Below are 22,201 nucleotides of genomic sequence, written 5' to 3' on the forward strand. Positions count from 1 at the left end.
TATTTTTTAATGCTAAGTGAATTGGGATTGAAGGGGAGTCGAACCTAATGCCTTTAATGCTCGTAAATCAGTTTTTTGTAGCGAGTGAATGTTATGATAAACTAAAAACTCACCTCTGTTTAACAAGGCAGAACATAACAATCTTGCTTAAAAGATTAAGGCGTCGTTTTCTTAAAAAAAATATTATCTTTATGAAAGTAAATAGATTAAAAAAAATAGCCAGGGAATTGAAATTAGGCAAAAATATTTTGTAATTTATCTTCAATTTAGCTAATATTAATGGAATAGTAGAACAATGTTGGAATTAGGGGTTAAATGTGACAGTTATAAGTTGCCATTACATAAACGATTTTTTGATATATTAATTTCTAGCTTTTTTCTGATTTTACTGCTGCCATTATATGGTTTAATTGCATTTTTAATTATATTGGAATCTAAAGGCAACCCTATTTACAAATGTAGCAGAATAGGCCAAAATGGTAAAATGTTTATTTTGTTTAAGTTTAGGTCAATGTATTTAGGGGCTGACGGTGAACTTTTTCAATTTGATTATTTAAATCATTATTCCTTAGGTTATGGTTCGAGCCAAAAACCTGTTTTTATAAAACTTCGGAATGACCCGAGAGTAACAATTATTGGGAAATTTCTTCGAAGGACTAGTTTAGATGAACTCCCGCAATTCTTCAATATATTAATTGGAAACATGTCTCTTGTGGGAAATCGTCCCTTAACAAGTTATGAAGCTACGATGTTATCGTCAATGGGGCATCAGAAGCGTTTTTTAGCACCTGCAGGTCTAACAGGGCTTTGGCAAATTACTAAAAGGGGTAAAGATTTAATGTTTGAAAATGAGCGAATAAAATTGGATAATTTCTATGCCATGAAACAATCGGCGGGTTTGGACTTTAAGATAGTTATCAAAACTTTAAATTCAATGATTCAATATTCCTACGGATAAATTAAATTAAAATTATCATCCCGATGATTTCAGGAGAAATGAACAAATTTACAGAGGTATATTTATTGTACCTGAACGTTACGAAGAGTGTAGTTGTTTCCTTTGTGAAGATTTTGATTGTTAGGTGATTAATCTTTGTTTATCAAATTACAATTTCTATAATGAGAATTTTAGTAACAGGTGGTGCTGGATTTATAGGCAGTAATTTGTTGAAGATATTATTAGCAGACGAGAAGAACGAAGTCATTTGTCTAGATAATTTTGATGATTCTTACTCACGCAAATGGAAGCAGTTAAATATTCTGGAATTTGGTAGTTGTAAACGATTCACCTTTATTGAAGGTAATATTCTCGATAAAGATGAACTAAATAAAATCGATAATATAGAAATAATTATACATCTGGCTGCGAAGACTGGTGTTCGTAATAGCATTCATAATCCGGCAGAATACCATTTGACCAATGTGATTGGGACACAAAACCTACTTGATTTAGCAGTTAAAAAGAACGTAAAGCAGTTTGTTTTTTCTTCCTCAAGCAGTATTTATGGGGATAATCCGAACACACCTTGGATGGAAACCGAACTGCCTATGCCTATAAGCCCATATGCCTGTTCTAAAATGGAATGTGAAAGACTAGGGTATTTCAGCAGTAAGAAACATTCTTTACGCTTTATATCTCTTCGCTTTTTCACTGTTTACGGTCCTGGACAGCGACCAGATTTAGTGATTTATAAATTTTTTCAATCTATACTTTCGAACTCTCCAATTATAGTTTATGGTGACGGTTCAAGTAATCGAAGTTACACATATGTAGATGATGTTGTGTCCGGTATTATGAAAGCTATTGTATACGACAAGACAGAATTCGAAATAATTAACCTATGTAGTAAAGAAAAAGTAAACCTCCTTGAGTTAATCACGCTTATCGAGGTTATTTGTAACAAAAAGGCAATAGTTGAATGGCAAAACGAGCAAGCAGGGGATGTTCCTACAACTGAAGGGCAGAATTTTAAAGCAGAACAATTATTGGACTACTGTACTAAAACCGAGCTCCAAATCGGATTAGTGAAGTTTTATGAATGGTACATGTCGACAAGAGCATTCGTATAGTTTATTTATGGTAATAACTGACTACTGTCGGAATTTTATTTCTTTGAAGTTTTTCTGCCGCTTTTGTAATAATAGTAGTTTGTATTGAAAAGTCTGATCGCAGCTTCAATATTTTGTCTCTCATTCCGATTCGAATCTGGAAGTATTCTTTATCTATGAAGCTGATTTTCGGCATCTCGTTTTATTTATCGCGTATGATATTGCCAAAATGCACAGTTAATCAGGTTGAACTCTCTAATTAACAACATGGTTTTGAAAATGGAATTTTCTATTCATAGTAAATTATACTAGTTATATCTTAGATTTATTCTTAATTTCAAAACGCTGTTTTTTTGACGAGACTACCTGTCAGAAATCATCTTTATACGATTAGCAAAGCCGATATGAATCTTTTGTATGTAGTTGACCAATTTCCCTCTAGTTCAGAATACTTTATTCTTAATGAGATCCTTGAATTGCAGAAAAAGAAATGCAAAATCTTTATTCTTGCTCAGAAAAAGGGAAATGGATTGCCTCATTTGGTTGAGGCAATAGGTGGAAATGGAAACATATATTACAAACCCAGTTTTTTTTCATTTGACGCTATTATGGGCCACTTTTACATGATGTTATTCTTGAAATCCAGGTACGTGAAGATTTTAAAGGAGTTAGCGCCATCCTATAAAACATCCTATAGAACTTTTTTAAGGGAACTTAAGGTGTTTTCAAACGTAATGTCTTTCTCTTTTAAAGTCAGGAATATGGAATCTAAATTAATTCACGCTCATTTCTTATCTCTACCTTCAAGTATTGCGATGGGTATGTCTAAAGTTTTGAATATTCCATTTAGCTGTAGTGCTCATGCAAATGATATTTATGTGGCGAATAAGGATGATCTTATCAAAAAGGCAAATTCTACAGCATTCATTGTAACATGCACCTTATGTAATAAGGATTTTTTACATCAACTACTGGCCGATTGCAGTAAAATAAAAGTTAGTCATGTATATCACGGTATTGATTTAAGTAAGTGGGTAAGTAAAAAGAGAGATTTCCAGACTTTAACTGACAAAAAAATACGTATTCTTTCGATCGGAAGACTAGTAGAAAAGAAAGGAATTGTCTTTCTTCTTCAGGCTATCAAGATTCTAGTTTTGAAAGGTCTTAATGTAAAATGTTCTATAATTGGCGACGGGCCTTTAAGGAAGCAGCTTGAGGATTTTACGAAACGGAATGCCCTAGAAGACAATATAGTCCTTCATGGCTCATTGCCCCAAAAAGATATTATCTCATTTTATGGAGAGTCTGATATTTTCATTTTGCCCTGTGTTATTGCTGACAATGGTGATCGTGATGGTCTTCCAAATGTACTGGTGGAAGCTCTTGCAACTGGAATTCCAGCTATCTCAACCTCAGTTTCTGCAATTACAGAATTGATAACTCATGAGCAAACAGGAATTCTTGTAAAGGAAAAAGATCCGGACCAAATAGCGGAGGCAGTGCTAAGGCTTTCAGGAGATCCTGAATTATGTTCCTATTTATCGCGGAATGGTAGGGAAAAGGTCGAAAGGGAGTTTCAAATAAAAAACAGTACTGATCGGTTAATGGAATTATTTAACTCGATAAATGCAGCCTAATAAGAATAACAAGACTAGAATCTTATTGGGGCTGGAGGCTGCGGATGGAGGTGCACTTAAGCATGTAATTTATTTAGCAAATTATTTGAATAAAAACCTCTTTGATGTTACTGTGATCCTATCTCCCCGTTCAGACAATACCTATGACATTTTAAAAAGCATGACTGATATCGGAGTAAGACTGGTTTTTATTCCAATGATACGGAATGTCAATCCTTTAAAGGACTTTATAAGTTTCGTAAGGATTTTTTCATTTCTTAATAAAAATACTTTTGATATTGTTCATGCGCACAGTTCGAAGGCAGGAGCATTGTTTAGAGTTGCAGCTTGGTTTAAAAAAGTGCCGTTAACCATTTATACTCCCCACTGTTTTTACTTCCAAACCAAAAAAGGGCTTGGGAGAACTTACTATATCCTTATCGAAAAAATGTTAGGAAAAATAACCGATTATATCGTAGTTTCAGAACTTGAAAAAAACTATGGGCTCAAATACGGAATCGCTGATGGCAATAAAATGTTGAATATCAATAATGCCGTTAAATTTAATGAATACCAGCACCATGACAGCTGCTTTGTGAAAAAGAAATTTGGACTTGATGAAAATTGCATTGTTGTGGGCTCCGTTGGTAGATTGGTTGAACAAAAGGACTGGGCAACCTATCTATATGCCGCAAAGCGATTGCTATCCTCTTTTCCTAAAGTTATTTTTTTAATAGTTGGAGATGGCGAGCTTTATGATGGCTTGAAAGAGTTGACTGCTTCATTGGAAATAGCAGATAATGTCCGTATTATGGGATATTCAGCTAATATTAGTGAAATTTATTCAATAATTGATATTTATGTCAGCACATCGTTATGGGAGGGGCTGCCCTATGTTTTCTTAGAAGCAATGTGGTATAAGAAGCCAATTATTGCAACCCAATCAGGCGATGTGGGCAATGTTATAAAAGATGGTTTAAATGGCTATCTGATCCCACAGAAAGATCATATACATCTTTCGGATAAAATCCAAGAATTGATACTTAATAAAGCGATGTGCGTTCAATTTGGAGAAGAGGGATATAAAATAGTAAGCAGAAATTTTTCCTTTGAGGAATTTATCGATAAACATGAAAAATTGTATCTGAGCCATCATCAATCTTCGGAAATATAAAATGATTGATTTAAATAGATTTTAGAGGTTAAAAATATACGAACATGCAGTCATTTTTAAAGCTTCACAATTTTCTAAAGTCGAGCATTCTTAAAAAAATAGGTGAAAATCCGATATTGAGATCTTCGATTTTAATCGGCATAATCACCGCATTTGTTAAGCTGTTAGGTTATGGGGAAAAAGTTGTCCTAGCATATAAATTTGGAACTGGATATGAAATTGATGTATACAATACTATTACTACCATCATTTTCAGTTTCTTTTTTATGGTCAGGGAAATAATTGAACCGGGATTTCTCAATGGATTTCTAAAAGCGATGAATTCTGATAATGAAACTGCTGCATGGGGCTTATTCAATAGAATTTTTATATATATATTTTTTTCCGCCCTATTACTCTCTGTGTTCGTATATTTTATGCCCTCTGTTTTAATAGATATGTTTTCACCTGGCTTCAGTGGTCAAAAGAAAGAGATGGCAATGTTAATGCTCAAGATAGCTTTTCCTGCTTGTATCTTTCTTTCACTTTCGGCCCTGACTAACATCGCATTGAATGGGCTGAAAATATTTGCAATACCTGCTTCAGGCGATCTCGTTTTTAAAGTTTGTATATTATTATCAATAGTTGGTTTATACAATCTTTGTGGTATTTACTCGGTTATGGTAGGAATTCTAGTTGGAGGGTTGTTGAAACTGCTTGTTCATATGTTGGTTTTGTTCAAGCATTTTACAATTAAGAACCTAAATCCTGGCTCTATTCATTTGCAGCATGTTTGGAAGCTTACCTGGCCGATTCTGATTGGGGTGATTTTCTCCCAGATAAGTAATTTAACAGATAATATCTTCGCATCATACCTCCAAGACGGGGCCATTTCTGCGTTGAACTATTCTAAAAAAATTATCGACCTTCCAATCTTGGTTTTTCCTTACATTCTGAGCGTCTGCATATTTCCATATTTTTCTGAGCTAGCAATCAAAAAGAGAAAAAAAGAGCTTAATAGGTTGTTTTTTAAGTCATTATCATGGATCGTTCTGGTATTTGTGCCACTAGCTGTCTTATTCTTTATGTTTTCATATGAGATCACTGAAGTAGCTTTTAAAAGGGGGGCATTTAATGAATACTCCACTTTTTTGACCTCAAATCCGTTAGCTATTTATGCAATCGGTCTGCCTTTTTTTGCGATAGAAACTGTATTGGTGATTTTTTATTTTTCAAATGGAGATACCAGAACACCCATAGTAACAGGAATTATATGTGTTTTTGCAAATATAATATTAACTTATTTATTAGTAAAGATTCTTGGTTACATCGGTGTGGCTCTAGCGCATGTATTAGCAAAGACGGCAAAAGTTGTCATTCTTCTATTTTTATTGAGGACTAAAGATATACGGCTAAAGGGCGCCAAAGTAATTTCTTTTTTATTTAAGATAATTTCCTCCTCGTTTCTTATCATGTTGTTCTTTTTCATTCTTCAACGCTACATTCACCATGATACTTTTTCAACTAACTATTTAAGGTTTATCTTTTTAACCATTGTCTCCTTATCTGGCTTTGGTCTGTACGTTTTCAGTCTTTGGGTGCTAAGGATCCAAAAAGATATGTACTGATTTATCTGTCTAAAGTATCTACCGGCAAGATGTAATATTCGAGAAAATTTCAGATGTCATTATTGAAGTACGCTTATAAGCATTGATCATATACTTCTGGACTTTCCGTCTGTAATGTTTATACTACATATTGAACAGGTTTTATTTTACATTCAATTAAAATTTATTGTATATTCGAGCAATGATTTATAGTTGCCGAATATCATAGTTACAAATTGATGACATCTATTGCTTTTTATAACAATTGTATAATTATACTTTCAATAAGTACGATCCTTTCTTGCATAATTGTTTACAGGACCTTTAAATTACATAAGAGAGTAGTAAAACTGAATGATCTATTCTACTTAGGTCATGTTTTTTTTCTCACCATTTTTATTTTTTTTATTTATTCGTATTCCTTTCTTAGTATAAAATTTACTCAGGAAAAAAAAATATTTAATAAGAAACTTTGGAAGGCGGATATGGAGGGGCGGTCAACAATAGTTGATGATCTGATAGATAACAATATCCTTCGGACCAGACTAGAAACAGAAGTTATAGACCTGTTGGGAAAGCCAATCAGAACTTACAATGAAAATAAGCTTACCAAACTGGCATATTATGTTGGTTTTAGAAATAAGCCATTTGCAGTCGATCCTGAGTTTCTTATCATAGAGATGAAAAATGGACATGTAGGTAACTACTATTTACAAGAGGGGGTACCCTACCGCAATTGACAATGTCGTTTCACATTCACTTCAAAAGGACGATATGTTTTTCAGAGTATATTAAGCAGTTGACAAGAATTCCATGAAAAAATTAGATTATCTCAAATATTTAACTTTTATACTTTTTGTACTATTTTTATGCTGTGAGGCTTATCTTAGGATGTTCAAGGCAGAAAATATGGTTCTCCATGACTACCCGAAAATTTATCGTTTTGATCGGGATGTTGGGTATAAGGGAATACCAAATATAGATGGTTATATTAGACGGCCCAGTATAGATAAGCATTTTAAATTAAATAATTTTGGTTTTTACGGTCCAGATTTTTCTTTGGAACACGCTGATTCTGTATTTCGCATAATTATTGTTGGTTCATCTGTTGCCCAAGGTATGTGGGCTAATCAGAAGGAGTCATTTGCCTCTTTGCTCAATGACAGATTCAAAAGAGAAAACTTTAAAGTTGAGGTGATTAACTGCGGGATTTCTGGAGCGAGTAGGGGGCTTAAGAATATAAGATCAGCAAGAGAAATAGCAACCAAATTCAGGCCTAACTTGATTTTATTTGAATTAGCCCTACCTATAAATGATATAAATTATTCTAGAGAGACCTATAGAGATTATTCAATCTTATTCACAGGCAATAATCTTGATGAATTTAAGCATTCAAAATTTGTTGCCCAGAGGAAGGTTGATCTTATTAAATCCCATAGCTTGATTACTGAATTGGCCAATTATTCTTATGTAATAAGATTCTTATACAGGAGGAGTTCCGATAGTTGGGGCACTATGATGAACTGCTGGAAAATATATTCCGAAAACAGTGCCGATAGTTGGTTGTATTATTCTTCAGAGCAGCTCAATATGGAACAGAGCTTGACTGAAATTAATAAATTGAGCGCTGACCTTGTGCGTGTAAATTGCAGACTTGTTACGTTTGAATACGGTTCATCATTATTTGATAATAAATACGAAAGAAAATTCTCTAATATCGGACTTAACTTACCTTTGGATAAGGATCAATATCATCATGAACTTGATGGGCATCCTAATTTAAAGGGAGATCTTATCATTGCTGAAAGTTTATTTAAAGTCTTAAAGGATAGGTACATTCCAACAGTTTTTCTTCCTAAAACATGATATGTGGAGAGGCTTTAAAATGATTTGTCTGAAAAATTATAAAAATCAATCTCCTCTAGGAGTATTTCTCCATGTGAAATCAGTTGATCTACTGCTATCGAAACGGAATACCTAGGGTCGAACTTAATATTATAAATGCGCCAGTTTCTGCTACTATGGGTCACCACCCCATCATTATCTGAATTCACCTTTTTTAAAGGTATTGATAAGCCCCGTCCATCTGCCTTTATAACGGCCTCTTTCATTGTCCAAAGATCATAGAATCGTTTTAAACTATCATCGCTGCTGTTAATTGTTTTCCATTCCCCATCGGAAAATATGTGTTTTAGCAGAGAAATATCAATTGGTTTGATTTCTTCTATATCGATGCCTGGAGTGAGGAAATCAGAAAAAGCACATAGTACATAACTTCCTGAATGAGAAATATTAAAACCTAGATTAAAGTCAAAATAGGGTTTTCCAAATTTATTGTATTTTAATCTGTTCAGATTTTCTATATCAATCTGATGATATTCAAGTGCTTTCGCTAATAATAGTTTTCCAAATAAGTGTAGATGTCTATCCTGCCATCTTGTATATCTTGCATTGGATTCTTTAAGAGTTTTCGGTAGGGTATTGAAATGCTTATCCCATATTTCGCTTGGCATCTGAACCCTTATACGTGTAAAGTAAATGTGTATCATAAGAAGTTATCAGATTGTTCAATAGCTTCTTTATAAACCTGAAAAGTTTTATCAGCTGCTGTTTGCCAAGTATATCTTTCTGCCCATTTCAATCCTTTATTGCTAATTAATTCTCTTTGCTCACTATCTTGCATCAGTATCCTTATAGCGTTAAGGATTTCCGAAATGCTGAATGGATCTACCTGAAGGCAAATGCCTCCAGAAATCTCTGGTAAAGCTCCTTTATTTGAAATAATTACCGGACATCCACACGCCATCGCTTCGATTACGGGTATGCCGAAACCCTCATAAAAAGAGGGGAAAATAAGCATGTCTGCAAGTGAATAAATTGCCGGTAAATATGCATCATCTATGTAACCTAAAAATAACACATCATTTTGAAGATTTCTACTTTTTACTAAATTGAAGATTGACGCATATTTCCAGCCAGGCTTTCCGACAATAACAAGCTTGTGTCTGGTTAGCGTCTGTTTTTTTAACTCATCATATGCTTTGATTATTGCATCAATATTTTTTTTTGGTTCCAAATTGCCTACAAAAAGTAAGAATCTATCCGGTAGTTTCAGTTTGAATATAACCGAATCCAAGAAAATCTGATCAGTAACTCTACTGAATCTACTGTCTATGCCGGGATAAATGACGTGAATTTTATCCTCATTTATTTTTGGAAATTTATTAATGATATCTTTTTTTACCGTGTTTGAAACTGCAATTATTTTGCGAGCGCTATTGATTGATTTTGCCAGAAGGAGATTATAATAGATAGCTGTTTCGTTCTGACATAAGTCGGGGTAATCAAGAGCAATCAGATCATGTATAGTTATGATACTGTTGGTTTTCAAGAACAAGGGAAGGACATAGCCAGGGGAATGGTATAAGTGGAACTTGTTCTTGTGTAAATATGATGGTAGCATGAAATTTTCAAGGTATATTCTGCTGTATCTTCCAAATGTGCTGATATCAACCCGTTTTATCCCTAGGCTTTTACTTTCCAATATTGTACCCTCATACTTGGTACTTAGCAATACTTCAATTTTATGACAGTTCGACTCCAGACTGCTTAGGGCTTCTACTAAATATTCAATTGAATATTGGACTCCAGAATGTTCACTTTTCAGCAATAATCCATTGATCAAGATATTTTTCATAAACCCGGTTGATGGAATTATTTAATATCATCGTTATTTACCCCTCTTTTATTTTTTTTAATTTTTTCATCTAATCCCCCAAAGCGATAATAAAAATTGATGTAGATCCCACGATAGTAAGATTTAATATCAGATTGCTGCGTGAAAAAATCAGTATTTGAAAGAGTTGTCGCATGCCTGAATTTCTGAAGCGGATTTTTAAGATTCATAAAAATCCCAGCTTTTTTCTTTAAAAATTCTTTGTTTACTATTATCGATGAATTGTAGTATTCATTCAAACTTCCCTGAAGCAGTACGGATCGGCTGGTATAGCCGAAATTAAATGAAAGTCGCCAGTCATGTTCTAACTTATATGAAAGACTTGCATTTGAATTCGCCTGAATTCCAGAGTTTTTTTGCAGCTCATTGTTTATATAACCCTGTAGCCATGTATAAGAGGCCCTCCCGTTTATGTTTAAGTTTAGCTTTTTTGTGATCGGATAAGAGTAGCTTATATTTAAACCTGTATTTTCACTTTTTCCAATATTATAATAAGTAGAACGACTTATAGAATCTAATCCTAAACTAATTAGATTTTGAATTGTGTTATGTGCAAATGAGTAATCGGCACTGATCATAAAATAACCTTTTGTAGACTGACTATAACCGAATTCAAAATTATGGTTAACCACGGGCAAAAGATTTGGATTACCTGAATAATAGAAAAGGGGGTTGGACTTGTTCACAAATGGGTTTAGCTGCGCAATTCCAGGGCGCTGCAGTCGCTGACTATATCCAAAATTCAGGCTTCTTGCATTATTGAGATTCCGCTGAACTGATAATGAGGGAATGAAATTGCTGTAATTATTATTGATAGCTGTGCTTAGCGATAACGAATTGGCATTAATTGTAGTTCTTTCTAATCTAAATCCAAGCTTTATGCCCCAATTTTTTAATTTTAAATAATAAGAGTTGTATGCGCTGTATATATTTTGCAAATAGTCGAATTTATCGGACTCCGTTGGGATTTTGATTTCAGGTGTATCGAAGTTGCCTGTTAAAAACTCGCTATAGTTCTTTCTTGAAATAAATTTTATCCCACCCTCGATATCAAGATTTTTCAGCGGATGTACGTAATCAAGCTGAAAGGTTTGTTCCTGAGACCCCGATCCATTTTGCTGCCAGAGATCGTCGTTGTAATAATTGAATTTTTCGGTTGCGGCGTTTGTTATGTTCTGGTCATTGTCAAAAGTAATCAGTTTGTAAGAGGTAGTAAATAGTCTGTTTTTATTGTTTTTAAATCCCCTTTGATAATTTACACCTATGTCATAACCATTAATATGAGACCTGTTGTTATAATTTAATCTGTATAACTTATCAATATCATTATTTTTATTAAAGATTCTAAATAGATCATTTTCAGTTTGATCACCCTTTTCAAAATTTAAAGCGAATGATCCAGTGACCAAGTTCAGAGAATCAATGTCATAACTTATTTCGATATTACCATCTTTATGATTGCCATCGCTTCTATTTGCTCCTTCCTGCAGAACTTTTGAGCCAAATGGGTCATTTTGGATCCGATAGTTATTGATCTCGGTATGGGGAGGGTTGTTCAGTAGTCCCATCATGAAGCCCGAGATACCAAATTTTTTTCTTTTTAATGTAAGCTCGCTCCAAAAGCCTTCGCCGATTAACGAATTAAAAAAGGTGCCGATCAATGCATTGTATCCATCGTTTTTGTTTTGGGTGGTAATAATGTTGATTATGCCGGAGACTCCCTCACTATCATACTTAGCAGGAGGAGTAGTAATTACTTCTATTTTTTGCATATGGAGGGCCGGCATACTTAATAATATTTCTCTCGGATTTCTAGTCAGTATTCCAGAAGATCTCCCATTGATCAAAATTAGGTATTTTGAGCTTCCCTTTAACTGGATTTTATCGTCTGCATCCAATGAAATGAGTGGCACTTTTCTCATAATATCCAGAGCATTCTGCCCTTTACTGTCTGGGTCTGCTTGTACATCGTAGATAATCCTGTCAGTTTCCTGTTTTATTATCGGCTTCTGTGCGCTTACGTTTATTTCTTTTAACTCATTTGTCCTGCTATTCAATAAAATGTTACCCAGATCAATATTTTCACTTTTTATTTTTATTGAATCAATATAGATCGTTTTTGCGGTGTAACCTACCGCATTAATGGCGACACTCGTAGCCTCTGCCGAAACTTTCTCCAATAAAAAACTGCCATCGGTTTTCGAAAGAGTACTTCGAACAGGCAGACCTTTAATGGAGTTTAATGTTACTGTTACATAGCTTATAGGGGCATTGGTGATTGAATCCCGAATCCTACCCTTAATGATATGATTGTTAGATTTTTCCTGCGCAAATGAGAAGATATGTGAGCTTATAAAGATTATCGTGAGCGCGAATTTTATTTTCATTAATTTCTTAATTTATTTTGTTAGTATTACATCGCAAAATAACAATTTATACATAAATATATCTTAAACCTGATGATGTATTGTATATTTTTTTTTGATATAGGTATTTAAATATATCAGTAAAAGTATTATTTATTTTATAATATTAAAATCAGTTGGAATTGGAAACATTTGAGACACAGGACAAATTAATAGAAATAATCCACCATCTAGACCGTAGAGTCGGCAATACACCTTTATTAAGACTTTTAAAATCACCTAATTTATATGCCAAGATAGAGTATACTCAATTCACTCATAGTATTAAAATACGTCCTGCGATGTATATAATGAGAGAGGCAATACTTTCTGGGGTAGTCAATACTGACACTACAATTATAGAGTCTACCTCCGGCAATTTTGGAATAGCTTTAGCACATATCTGTTTTGCCCTGAACTTGAAATTCATTGCGGTAATTGATTCAAATACACCGCAAGAAAAACAAAAGATGTTAAAGTTACTGGCTTATAAAGTAGTGACTATTGATAAGGAGGACAATCAGGGTGGATATCTGATCAATAGGATCAAGTTCGTTAATGATTACATGGATGATCATACAAATTGTTTCAATCCAAATCAATACAGTAACGTAGGAAATCCTGATAGCTATTATTATGGGCTTAGTGAAGAAATTATAAGATCTTTTGCTCACCTTGATGTTGTTTTTCTTAGTGTTAGTTCAGGAGGTACCATTACAGGCTTATCACGACGTTTGAAAGAAGCTTATCCAAATATTAAGATTGTAGGCATTGATGTCGAGGGGTCACAGATCTTTTCTTCTGAGCCAAAAAAAAGAAGACTTTCGGGAATTGGCTCAAGTATAAGGTCGGAGGTGATTGAAATGGCACATATTGATGAGTTTGTTATTTTAAGTGACCAAGCCGTGGTCGATGGATGCAAACTGCTCTACAGAAATGAACTAATATTTGCGGGCATATCATCGGGTGCCGCTTATGCCGTAGCATATAGGCATCATGAGATGTTTCCAGAGCAGACCGGCCTTTTTATATGTGCTGACGATGCACGTAGTTATCTTGATTTTTTTGAGGAAAACTGATTTAAATTTATGAGATATTTATCTGATCACGATTTTAACAACATAGAGATTGACTGGGGAAAATTAGTGGATACCATATACGACACCTGTTTTATTTTGAAAAGTGGCGTATATGCTCAACCGCTTAAAACGTATCTCCGTTACAAAAATCCAAGTAACAGGATTATAGCGATGCCTGCCTTTTTAGGAGGAGAGGCCAATATTTCAGGTATTAAATGGATAGCCAGTTTTCCTGATAATCTCTCTAAAAATATTAAACGGGCCCACTCGACCACTATTCTTAATCAGGCAGATACCGGATTGCCTCTGGCTATTATCAATACTGCAATCATCAGCGGTCTTAGAACGGCCGCGGTTTCAGGAGCGATAGTCAAGGAATGGATGAGCCGGAAGTCAGATATGAAAAGATCTTTGAGAATTGGTATTTCTGGCTTCGGTCCAATAGGTCAATTTCATATGCAGATGTTAAATTCATTATATGGAGAACAGATCAGTGAATTCCTGTTATATGATTTAAAATTGATTGATGTTGGGCTGTTTCCGAAGGACATCAAAAGCCGTGTGCTTATTTGCGATACCTGGCAAGATGCCTATAGAGATTCCGATTTGTTCTGTGCATGTACAACTACCCCTAACCGATATATAGATCTTGCTCCTCCTGATGGAAGTTTACAATTAAATGTATCACTTCGGGACTATAAGGCTTCAATAAGAAGTTATATTGATTTGATAGTAGTGGATGACTGGAATGAAGTATGCAGAGAAAATACCGATATAGAGCAGATGTACAATACCGAAGGCTTAAAGGAAGAAGACACAGTTAGCATCGTCGATTTCCTGTGCGAAAACAATACTCCAATTATAGGAAAAGAAGTAGTGATGTTTAATCCAATGGGAATGGCCGTATTCGACATTGCGGTAGCCAAACATTTTTATGATCGCTCTATTGCAGAGAAATTTGGCATAGAACTATAATTAATGTAATCAGATGAACGTTTTAACTTATCCTTTAATTCATTCCCAGAAGAGAATCTGGCATGTCGAAAAATTGTTCAGCGGTTTGCCAATACACCATCTTGCCGGTACTGCAATATATTCTACCGTGCTCGACTTCGATAAGCTGACTCAGGCCTTTTTTTTATTTGTCGAGAGTCATGATGCCGTAAGATTAAGGCTGTCAAATGAAGCGGGGGAAATGGAATTACAGTACATAGAAGAATATAAGCCCTTTGCTATTCCCTATTTTGATTTTAGTGTTGAGGCCGATCCCGAAAGATCATTTTCGGTTTGGCTGAAAAAGGAATCTGAGAGAACATTTGACTTTTATAACGAAGCGCTGTTTAGATTTGCTTTTTTTAAGTTAGATAATAACCGAGCAGGATATTTTATTAATTTCCATCATTTTATAGCGGATGGCTGGTCCATTCAGCTGTTTACGAAATTTGTCTCTCAGTCCTATAATGCGCTTGTGGCTGATCAGAAAATAATTTTTCCGGAAACCAGGTCATATATAGCATATTTACTTGATGAGCAACGGTACTTCAGTTCCTCTAAGTTCGAAAGAAATAAGAGATTTTGGCTTAACAAATTTGAATCTTTACCCTCGGTACTGCCAGTTGAGATCAATGCTGAATTGAAGGGAGAACTCAAGAAAGTACATATTTCTAGTGAAAATGGTAAAAAAATTAAAGAGATAGCTGAAAAATATGAGATCCCGCTAAGTACATTATTTCTGGCTCTAACATTTATTTACCAGCACTACGTTACTGGCTCGGATGACCTGGTTATCGGACTTCCTGTATTTAATCGTGCCCATCAAAACAAAAAAGACTTTGGCATGCTCACCAGCACTATGCCGCTAAGAATCGGTGTCGATAAAAAAACTTCTTTTGGTCTGTTTTTGAATATGCTGAGTAAAGAGTTAAAATATTCGTTTATACATCAAAAGTACCCGTATGATTTATTGGTGCGTGATCTGGAGTTAAGAGCAAAAGGATTTGATGGGCTTTTCGATGTCTGTTTTAATTTTTATAATACAGATCTACATCAAGCCAGTGGCATAGACACGTATTATGCCGAAATCGAGGAAATATATCCAGGCTTTCAGCTTTTTAATTTGTATATCGTCATTAAAGAGTGGTTAGGATCGGATCAGCTTGAGTTGAATTTCACCTATAAAACTTCCATCTACTCGGATGAGGACATAACTCACATGCATTCTGCTTTCTTACAAATGTTAGAAAGAATATCTTTGGATGATGATTGCACAGTGCTCGAATTGTTGAAAAGCCCTGCCTTTAGTTATCCATCACCGAGTGTTTTGGCAAAAGAAGGGCAAGAAATAACAGAAGAAGCTAAATATAAGCTTCTGTTTGAGTTTAATTCAACTTCGATTCCTATTTCAACTGAATATTCTTTGATGGAACTATTTGAAAATCAGGTTTCTAAGAATCCGCAGGCCATAGCTGTTAAAGATTTCAACCACAACTTGACTTACAGAGAACTTAACGCAAGGGCAAATAGCCTAGCTAGAGTATTAATAAAGAAAGGAGTCGGGGCGGAATCCATTATACCTATAATGGTTGAGCGTTCAATTGATATGGTAATCGGTATATTTGCTATACTCAAAGCCGGCGGGGCGTATCTACCCATTGACACTACTTTCCCTAAATCTAGGATCAGTTATATCCTAGAAGATAGTAAAGCTTTTTTTTTGCTGACAACCAGCGACTTGACTTTTTTAGTAGATGAGTCGGTCCAAATAATTTGCTTAGATAGTGGAATTGATAGAACAGAATCAGAGGATAATATTGGAGGTGTTTCATCTCCTAATGATCTAGCATACATCATTTATACATCGGGATCTACGGGTAATCCAAAAGGTGTAATGATAGAAAATCGCTCGCTATTAAATAGGCTGCAGTGGATGCAGCAGGCCTACCCAATATTCCCCGGTGATACTATTCTTCAAAAAACGTCTATTTCATTTGATGTATCCGTTTGGGAATTGTTCTGGTGGGCAATACAGGGAGCAACATTGGCATTGCTGGTTCCCAATGATGAGAAGTTTCCAGACAAAATAATTGATGCTATAGAGCACTTTGGGGTAACCACGATGCATTTCGTGCCTTCTATGTTCGGTGCATTTCTTGAAAGTCTGAATGACTCTATTCCTTCAGATGAAGGCGCCCTTGTGAATAAAATAAGATCTGTCCGGCAAATTTTTTCAAGTGGTGAAGCTTTGCTACCATGGCATGTTAACGAATTTAATAATAAGATCTTCAAACATAATGGGACTCAGCTGATCAATTTATACGGACCGACGGAAGCTACCATAGATGTTTCTTACTATAACTGCCCATCTGATATATATTGTGATCGGGTATTCATTGGGAACCCAATTAATAATATAAAATTATTTGTTCTAGGTGAGAATATGGAACTTTTGCCAATTGGTGAAATAGGCGAATTATATATTGAAGGCGTAGGGCTGGCAAGAGGCTATTTAAACAACCCTGAGCTTACGAAATCCAAGTTTGTTAATAATCCTTTTGACCGAAGTAAAAGATTATACAAAACTGGCGATCAGGTAAGATGGTCACTTGAAGGAAAGCTAGAGTATATCGGCAGGATTGATCATCAGGTTAAATTAAGAGGATATAGGATCGAGACTGGCGAAATAGAAATATCGTTATGTAGGCATTTCAATGTAAGAGATGCAGTTGTTACTATACAGGAAAATGCTAATAGTTCCAGGTTCTTATGTGCTTTTGTAATCCTAAAGGATCCATCTATTGAAAGTGATTTTAGGCTATTCTTGGAGGAATGGTTACCTGATTATATGATTCCTTCAGATTTTATTTCGATTAAGGAATTTCCATTAAACTTAAATGGTAAAATTGAAAGAAAGGCTCTAATTGTTAGGAATTATTTCAATAAAGACAAAAAATATGTTGCACCGGTTGGTGATATAGAAGTCAAACTCTCCAGTATTTGGGAATCGGTTCTTGGTGTGGAGAAAATAGGAATTCATGACAATTTTTTTTCAATTGGCGGTGATTCAATAAAATCTCTCAGTGTAATCTCAAAAGCAAAACACCAGAGCATTTTTTTTAATTTTCAGCAATTGTTTGAAAACCCGACAATTTTCGGACTGAGTAAAAGTATCTCAGTTAGCACTTGTGTAAGACCGTTAGATAGAGAAGAGATCAGACCGTTTGGAATGTTATCCGAGGAAGACCGGTCTTTGATACCAATAGGTATTGAAGATGCGTATCCATTATCCGTTTTACAGTCAGGATTAATTTTTCAATCGGAGATTTCAACTGGAAGCTCTTTATACCATGATGTATTCAGTTATAAAATCAAAGGTATTTTTTATAAAAGTGTTTTCGAAAAAGTAATAGAAGAACTTGTACGCAGGCACCCAATCATAAGAACGAGCTACCATCTTACTGGATTTAGCGAACATATACAGATGGTGCATTCTTCTGTCCCAATTCCCCTGGAAATAACAGATCTTCAGAGTACGCCCGCTTCTGATCAGAATAGTATTATAAAGGAATATGTCGACCGATTGAGGGCAAAAAAATTTACTTGGGAAAACCCTGGGTTAATCAGATTTCACTTCCATATTTTAAATGATAGCGAATATATATATACGTTAAGTTTTCATGATTCTGCATTGGACGGATGGAGTGTCAACACCCTGCATGCTGAATTATTTAATCTATACTATTCCTTTTTAAATCACAATGTGCCTGAAATGCCGACATTGAAATCCCAATTCCGAGACTTTATCGCAATGGAACGGCACACCGCGGCATCCAAAATGCATAAGGAATTTTGGGACAAAGCTTTAAAAGATTTTACTTATACCAAATTGCCAATCTGGCCCTTTCCTGACTCCAAGTCAGGAAAGGTAAAAGTTGATTTTTATAAGGTTCAATTACCCCAGGATTTTTCAGATGGTGTGAAGGATTTGGCCAGATCTATTGGAGTACCTGTGAAATCTGTACTACTGGCTGCACATATAAGGCTTTTGAGTGTATTGACAGGTGAAGAAGATATAATTACCGGATATGAATATAGCGGACGGCCAGAGGATATCGATGGAGAGAAAATTCTCGGTTTATTTCTAAATACACTCCCGTTCAGAGGAAAATGTGGAAGCGGAACCTGGCGTGATCTGATACTGGAAGTATATCAGCAGGAGCTGCAGTTAATACCACACCGTAGATATCCAATGGCACAAATCAAACAGAGTTGTAGTGGACAGATGCCTTTGTTCGAAACTGTATTCAATTTTACCCATTTTCACGTTTTAAAGGAATTGATGGAGCATAAGGGTTTTGATTTGACGGATGTGAAACTAGAAGCAGAAACTGAATTCATACTGCGTGCAGAATTTTCGCTTCATCCTTTTACAGATGAGATTTCTTTATGGTTACACTATCATAGTAATGTTTTCAATAGTGCTCAGATACAATCCATTTCGAGTTATTATAGGAAAATATTACAGAGTATGATTAATGATCCTTCTGCTTTCTATCAATCTGAGACAGTATTAAGTCCCGAAGAGATAGACATGCAGTTAATTAAGTTAAATAGCCATAAGGTCAGTTATCGGTCTGACCTATGTTTTTATCAGCTATTTGAAGAACATGCAAAGAAAGACCCGCTTTCTGCTGCTATATCTTTCGGGGATATAACTTGGAGTTATAAAGAACTCAATTCAATAGCAAATAATATTGCGTGGGGATTGAATTCACTCGGTGTTAATCGCGAAAAAGTAGTTGGTGTAATGATGGATAGGTGTTTAGACTGGGCAGCGACTATAATTGCGATTTTTAAGGCGGGTGGTACATATCTGCCGATAGACCCTGCTTATCCCACGGATAGAATCTGCGCTATGCTGGATAAATGTAAATGTTCGCTTGTCATAACAGGCGAAAGAAATACTGATATCGACTCACTTCACTTATCGCTTATCGCACAGTTCAGCGGAGCTGTTTATACCGTAAGTGAGCTAAGGGCTAAAACTGAATGTAGTGATAATTTAAATCTACCAGTTACCCCTGATAATTTAGCTTACATCATTTTTACTTCTGGATCTACTGGCCAGCCTAAAGGTGCAATGATAGAACATAAGGGTATGTTGAACCATCTTTTTTCAAAAGTAAATGATCTACAGCTAGGCAGCAAAGATATTATTGCGCAAAATGCTTCACATTGCTTTGACATATCTATCTGGCAACTGTTTTCAGCACTATTAGTAGGAGCCAGGACTATAATATATCCAAATCAACTAATACTAAAGCTGGATCAGTTTATTGAACATCTGGTTCGGGATAAGGTTACTATTTTAGAACTCGTACCTTCATATCTAGACCTTTTGATAACTTATACCGGAACTCATTTAATAAAATTTTACGACTTTAAATATCTGTTAGTGACCGGTGAGCCTGTTAAACCGAAACATGTAAAAAAATGGTTCTCGCAATATCCAAATATCCCCATAGTAAATGCTTATGGACCTACAGAAGCATCAGACGATATAACCCATCATATTATGTACGATTCGCCAGAGAGCCTTATAGTTCCTATAGGGAAGCCGGTCCAGAATCTTAATATTTACATTCTTGATAAAAATATGCAACTAGTGCCATTAGGCAGTTTCGGACAGATATGTGTTTCAGGAGTGGGTGTTGGTAGAGGGTATGTGAACGATACGGAACTTACTGACAAGGTTTTTACTTTGGATCCCTTTCATAAGGGAGAACAAATGCGGTTGTATAAAACTGGCGATATCGGCAGATGGCTTCCTGACGGAATATTGGAGCTGTCAGGAAGATTAGATGGACAGATTAAACTGAATGGCTTTCGCATTGAGATAGAAGAAGTGGAAAGTCACCTGCTGAACAGTAGCTTGGTTAAAGAGGTAGCAGTAATTTTACATAAAGGCGAGCTAATTGCCTTTATTGTTGCTAATGAATCATTTGATCTTAAGGTCTTGAAAGATTACTTTAAACTTAAGGCACCTTATTACATGCTTCCAGGTAAGTTTTACATGGTCGAAAAACTGCCATTAAGTTCAAATGGAAAAATTTTGAAAAATAAACTTTTTGAGCAGGTAGGTATGGGATATTTGGAAGTAGTAGTAAGTGAGGTACTTCCTCCTGAAACCACAACGGAAATCAAAATTGCAAGCGAATGGGCAAAGGTATTACGAATAGCTGAAGGCCATATACATAAACGAAGCAATTTTTTTGAAATTGGAGGACATTCTCTAAAAGCAATGGAGCTTGCATTCAATTCAAAGAAAAAATTTTCTATAAATGACCTATATAAATTTCCATTATTGGAAGATTTCGCGAATTATTTAGACAATAATCTGGATAGAAGAAATGATGATCTATTGATTGACTTTTCTGTAAGTGGGATTCCAAAAAGGCTGTCAATTATAGGGTGCACGTATGCAGGTGGCAACGCTATTAATTTTAAACCTTTTTTTGACTCGATTTTACAGGAATCATCGGAAATTGGATGTTATGCAATAGAATATCCTGGGCATACGTATGGAACTACAAACAATTACGAAGATATAGAAAAGACAGCTCTGTTGTGTCTCGAAAGAATCACTGAGCTAAACACTCCGATCGTAATCTGGGGACACTGCTCTGGAAGTGCGCTTGCACTAGAGATTGCAAGGCTTATGGAAGAAAGGGGAATGGATCTTAAACAGATCTTTTTAGGAGGAAAAGTATTATCCGGTAGGCTGATAAGAAAGGGGCGTCAGATTTTGAGCTCATTGCTATCACCGTTTATGGCAGTAAATGTGGACGGGATGAATGATGATCAAATAAAGAAATGGTTGATTGAAAAAAGTGGGTTTAAAGATTTTGAAACTCTTGGCGATCAGGAAAGTAAGTTTGTGATCAAAATGTTTAGACATGATGCCGCATCTGCTAATCAATATATTCAAAAGTGTCTGAAAGATGGGCATCCAAAGAAATTGAGAACCACTATATATAATGTGATCGCTAAAGATGATCTATTGACTAAAGGTTATCTTGAAAAATACAGAAATTGGAATTTCTTTTCAAACGATGTGAGATTGATTACAATCGAGAGCGGAGGTCATTACTTCTTGAGGTCAAGACCTACAGAAATATCGAAAATAATTAACGATTTAATATAAGATGCGTATTTTATTGCTATATTCAATTGTCGTAATTTATTTATCATTTTGTAATATTAAAAGGATCAAAATTTATAATATATGGATAAAAATATAGAAGAACTAAAAAGCATTATCAAGAGGGTAATTAAAAAGGACATAGATATCGAGCTGACAGATCCTTTGGACAAAATAGTATTGTCCTCTTTGACATTTGTCATTATTATGGGGGAGATTGAAAGGTCTTTTGATATGGAGATACCTGAAGATGAGATGGAACCGGAAAATTTTAAGGACATGGAGTCTATTTTAAATATGATCAATAGAGTTCAGCAAGATTAATGCCATTGTATTAACAATAGGGTTAGTCTTGTTTT

Annotated in this window: 14 protein-coding genes; 11 read left to right on the forward strand and 3 right to left on the reverse strand. The window is 35.1% G+C overall.

Annotated features, from left to right (window positions below):
* Window positions 1-295: 295 nt before the first annotated feature.
* The 7 genes from EYS08_RS02915 (at window position 296) to EYS08_RS02945 (ending at window position 8,291) form a co-directional block, all read left to right on the forward strand.
* Window positions 296-958 carry a sugar transferase gene (locus EYS08_RS02915; protein WP_131028358.1) on the forward strand — a complete coding sequence of 221 codons (663 nt, stop codon included), beginning with the start codon at window positions 296-298 and terminating at the stop codon, window positions 956-958.
* A 161-nt stretch (window positions 959-1,119) separates the two neighbouring features.
* Window positions 1,120-2,070, forward strand: coding sequence for an NAD-dependent epimerase/dehydratase family protein (locus EYS08_RS02920; protein WP_131028359.1), 951 nt, complete (start codon window positions 1,120-1,122; stop codon window positions 2,068-2,070).
* A gap of 383 nt (window positions 2,071-2,453) precedes the next feature.
* Window positions 2,454-3,686 (forward strand): glycosyltransferase family 4 protein, encoded by a 1,233-nt coding sequence (locus tag EYS08_RS02925; protein WP_131028360.1) that lies wholly within the window; start codon window positions 2,454-2,456, stop codon window positions 3,684-3,686.
* Entirely contained in the window at window positions 3,676-4,839 is a 1,164-nt protein-coding gene (locus EYS08_RS02930) for a glycosyltransferase family 4 protein (RefSeq protein ID WP_131028361.1), read from the forward strand. The genes EYS08_RS02925 and EYS08_RS02930 overlap by 11 nt, the downstream gene beginning before the upstream one ends.
* A gap of 44 nt (window positions 4,840-4,883) precedes the next feature.
* Window positions 4,884-6,446, forward strand: a complete 1,563-nt coding sequence (gene murJ, locus EYS08_RS02935; protein WP_131028362.1) for a murein biosynthesis integral membrane protein MurJ — start codon at window positions 4,884-4,886, stop codon at window positions 6,444-6,446.
* A gap of 464 nt (window positions 6,447-6,910) precedes the next feature.
* Window positions 6,911-7,165 carry a hypothetical protein gene (locus tag EYS08_RS02940; protein WP_131028363.1) on the forward strand — a complete coding sequence of 85 codons (255 nt, stop codon included), beginning with the start codon at window positions 6,911-6,913 and terminating at the stop codon, window positions 7,163-7,165.
* Window positions 7,166-7,238: 73 nt separating this feature from the next.
* Complete coding sequence (locus tag EYS08_RS02945; RefSeq protein WP_131028364.1) at window positions 7,239-8,291, forward strand: SGNH/GDSL hydrolase family protein; 1,053 nt, start codon at window positions 7,239-7,241, stop codon at window positions 8,289-8,291.
* Window positions 8,292-8,305: 14 nt separating this feature from the next.
* Here EYS08_RS02945 and EYS08_RS02950 read toward each other — a convergent pair whose 3' ends face one another.
* Genes EYS08_RS02950 through EYS08_RS02960 form a run of 3 tightly spaced genes read right to left on the reverse strand, consistent with a single transcriptional unit; the run spans window position 8,306 to window position 12,548 of the window.
* Window positions 8,306-8,938 carry a 4'-phosphopantetheinyl transferase family protein gene (locus tag EYS08_RS02950; protein WP_165456351.1) on the reverse strand — a complete coding sequence of 211 codons (633 nt, stop codon included), beginning with the start codon at window positions 8,936-8,938 and terminating at the stop codon, window positions 8,306-8,308.
* Between the two features lie 32 nt (window positions 8,939-8,970).
* A complete protein-coding gene (locus tag EYS08_RS02955) occupies window positions 8,971-10,122 on the reverse strand; it encodes a glycosyltransferase family 4 protein (RefSeq protein ID WP_131028366.1) in 1,152 nt (383 codons plus the stop codon).
* 17 nt (window positions 10,123-10,139) lie between these two features.
* Entirely contained in the window at window positions 10,140-12,548 is a 2,409-nt protein-coding gene (locus EYS08_RS02960; RefSeq protein WP_131028367.1) for an outer membrane beta-barrel family protein, read from the reverse strand.
* Window positions 12,549-12,709: 161 nt separating this feature from the next.
* Here EYS08_RS02960 and EYS08_RS02965 point away from each other — a divergent pair, with 161 nt between their 5' ends.
* The 4 genes from EYS08_RS02965 to EYS08_RS02980 all read left to right on the forward strand — a co-directional run bounded on the left by EYS08_RS02965 (window position 12,710) and on the right by EYS08_RS02980 (window position 22,166).
* Window positions 12,710-13,645 (forward strand): cysteine synthase family protein, encoded by a 936-nt coding sequence (locus EYS08_RS02965; protein WP_165456352.1) that lies wholly within the window; start codon window positions 12,710-12,712, stop codon window positions 13,643-13,645.
* 9 nt (window positions 13,646-13,654) lie between these two features.
* Window positions 13,655-14,620 (forward strand): 2,3-diaminopropionate biosynthesis protein SbnB, encoded by a 966-nt coding sequence (locus EYS08_RS02970; protein ID WP_131028369.1) that lies wholly within the window; start codon window positions 13,655-13,657, stop codon window positions 14,618-14,620.
* Between the two features lie 13 nt (window positions 14,621-14,633).
* Window positions 14,634-21,845: a non-ribosomal peptide synthetase gene (locus EYS08_RS02975; protein WP_131028370.1), complete on the forward strand. Its 7,212-nt coding sequence runs from the start codon at window positions 14,634-14,636 to the stop codon at window positions 21,843-21,845.
* Window positions 21,846-21,926: 81 nt separating this feature from the next.
* On the forward strand, window positions 21,927-22,166 hold the full coding sequence (locus tag EYS08_RS02980; protein WP_131028371.1) for a phosphopantetheine-binding protein: 240 nt from the start codon (window positions 21,927-21,929) through the stop codon (window positions 22,164-22,166).
* Window positions 22,167-22,201 lie beyond the last annotated feature (35 nt).

This window comes from Pedobacter kyonggii (genome assembly GCF_004310665.1).
Lineage (GTDB): Bacteria > Bacteroidota > Bacteroidia > Sphingobacteriales > Sphingobacteriaceae > Pedobacter > Pedobacter kyonggii.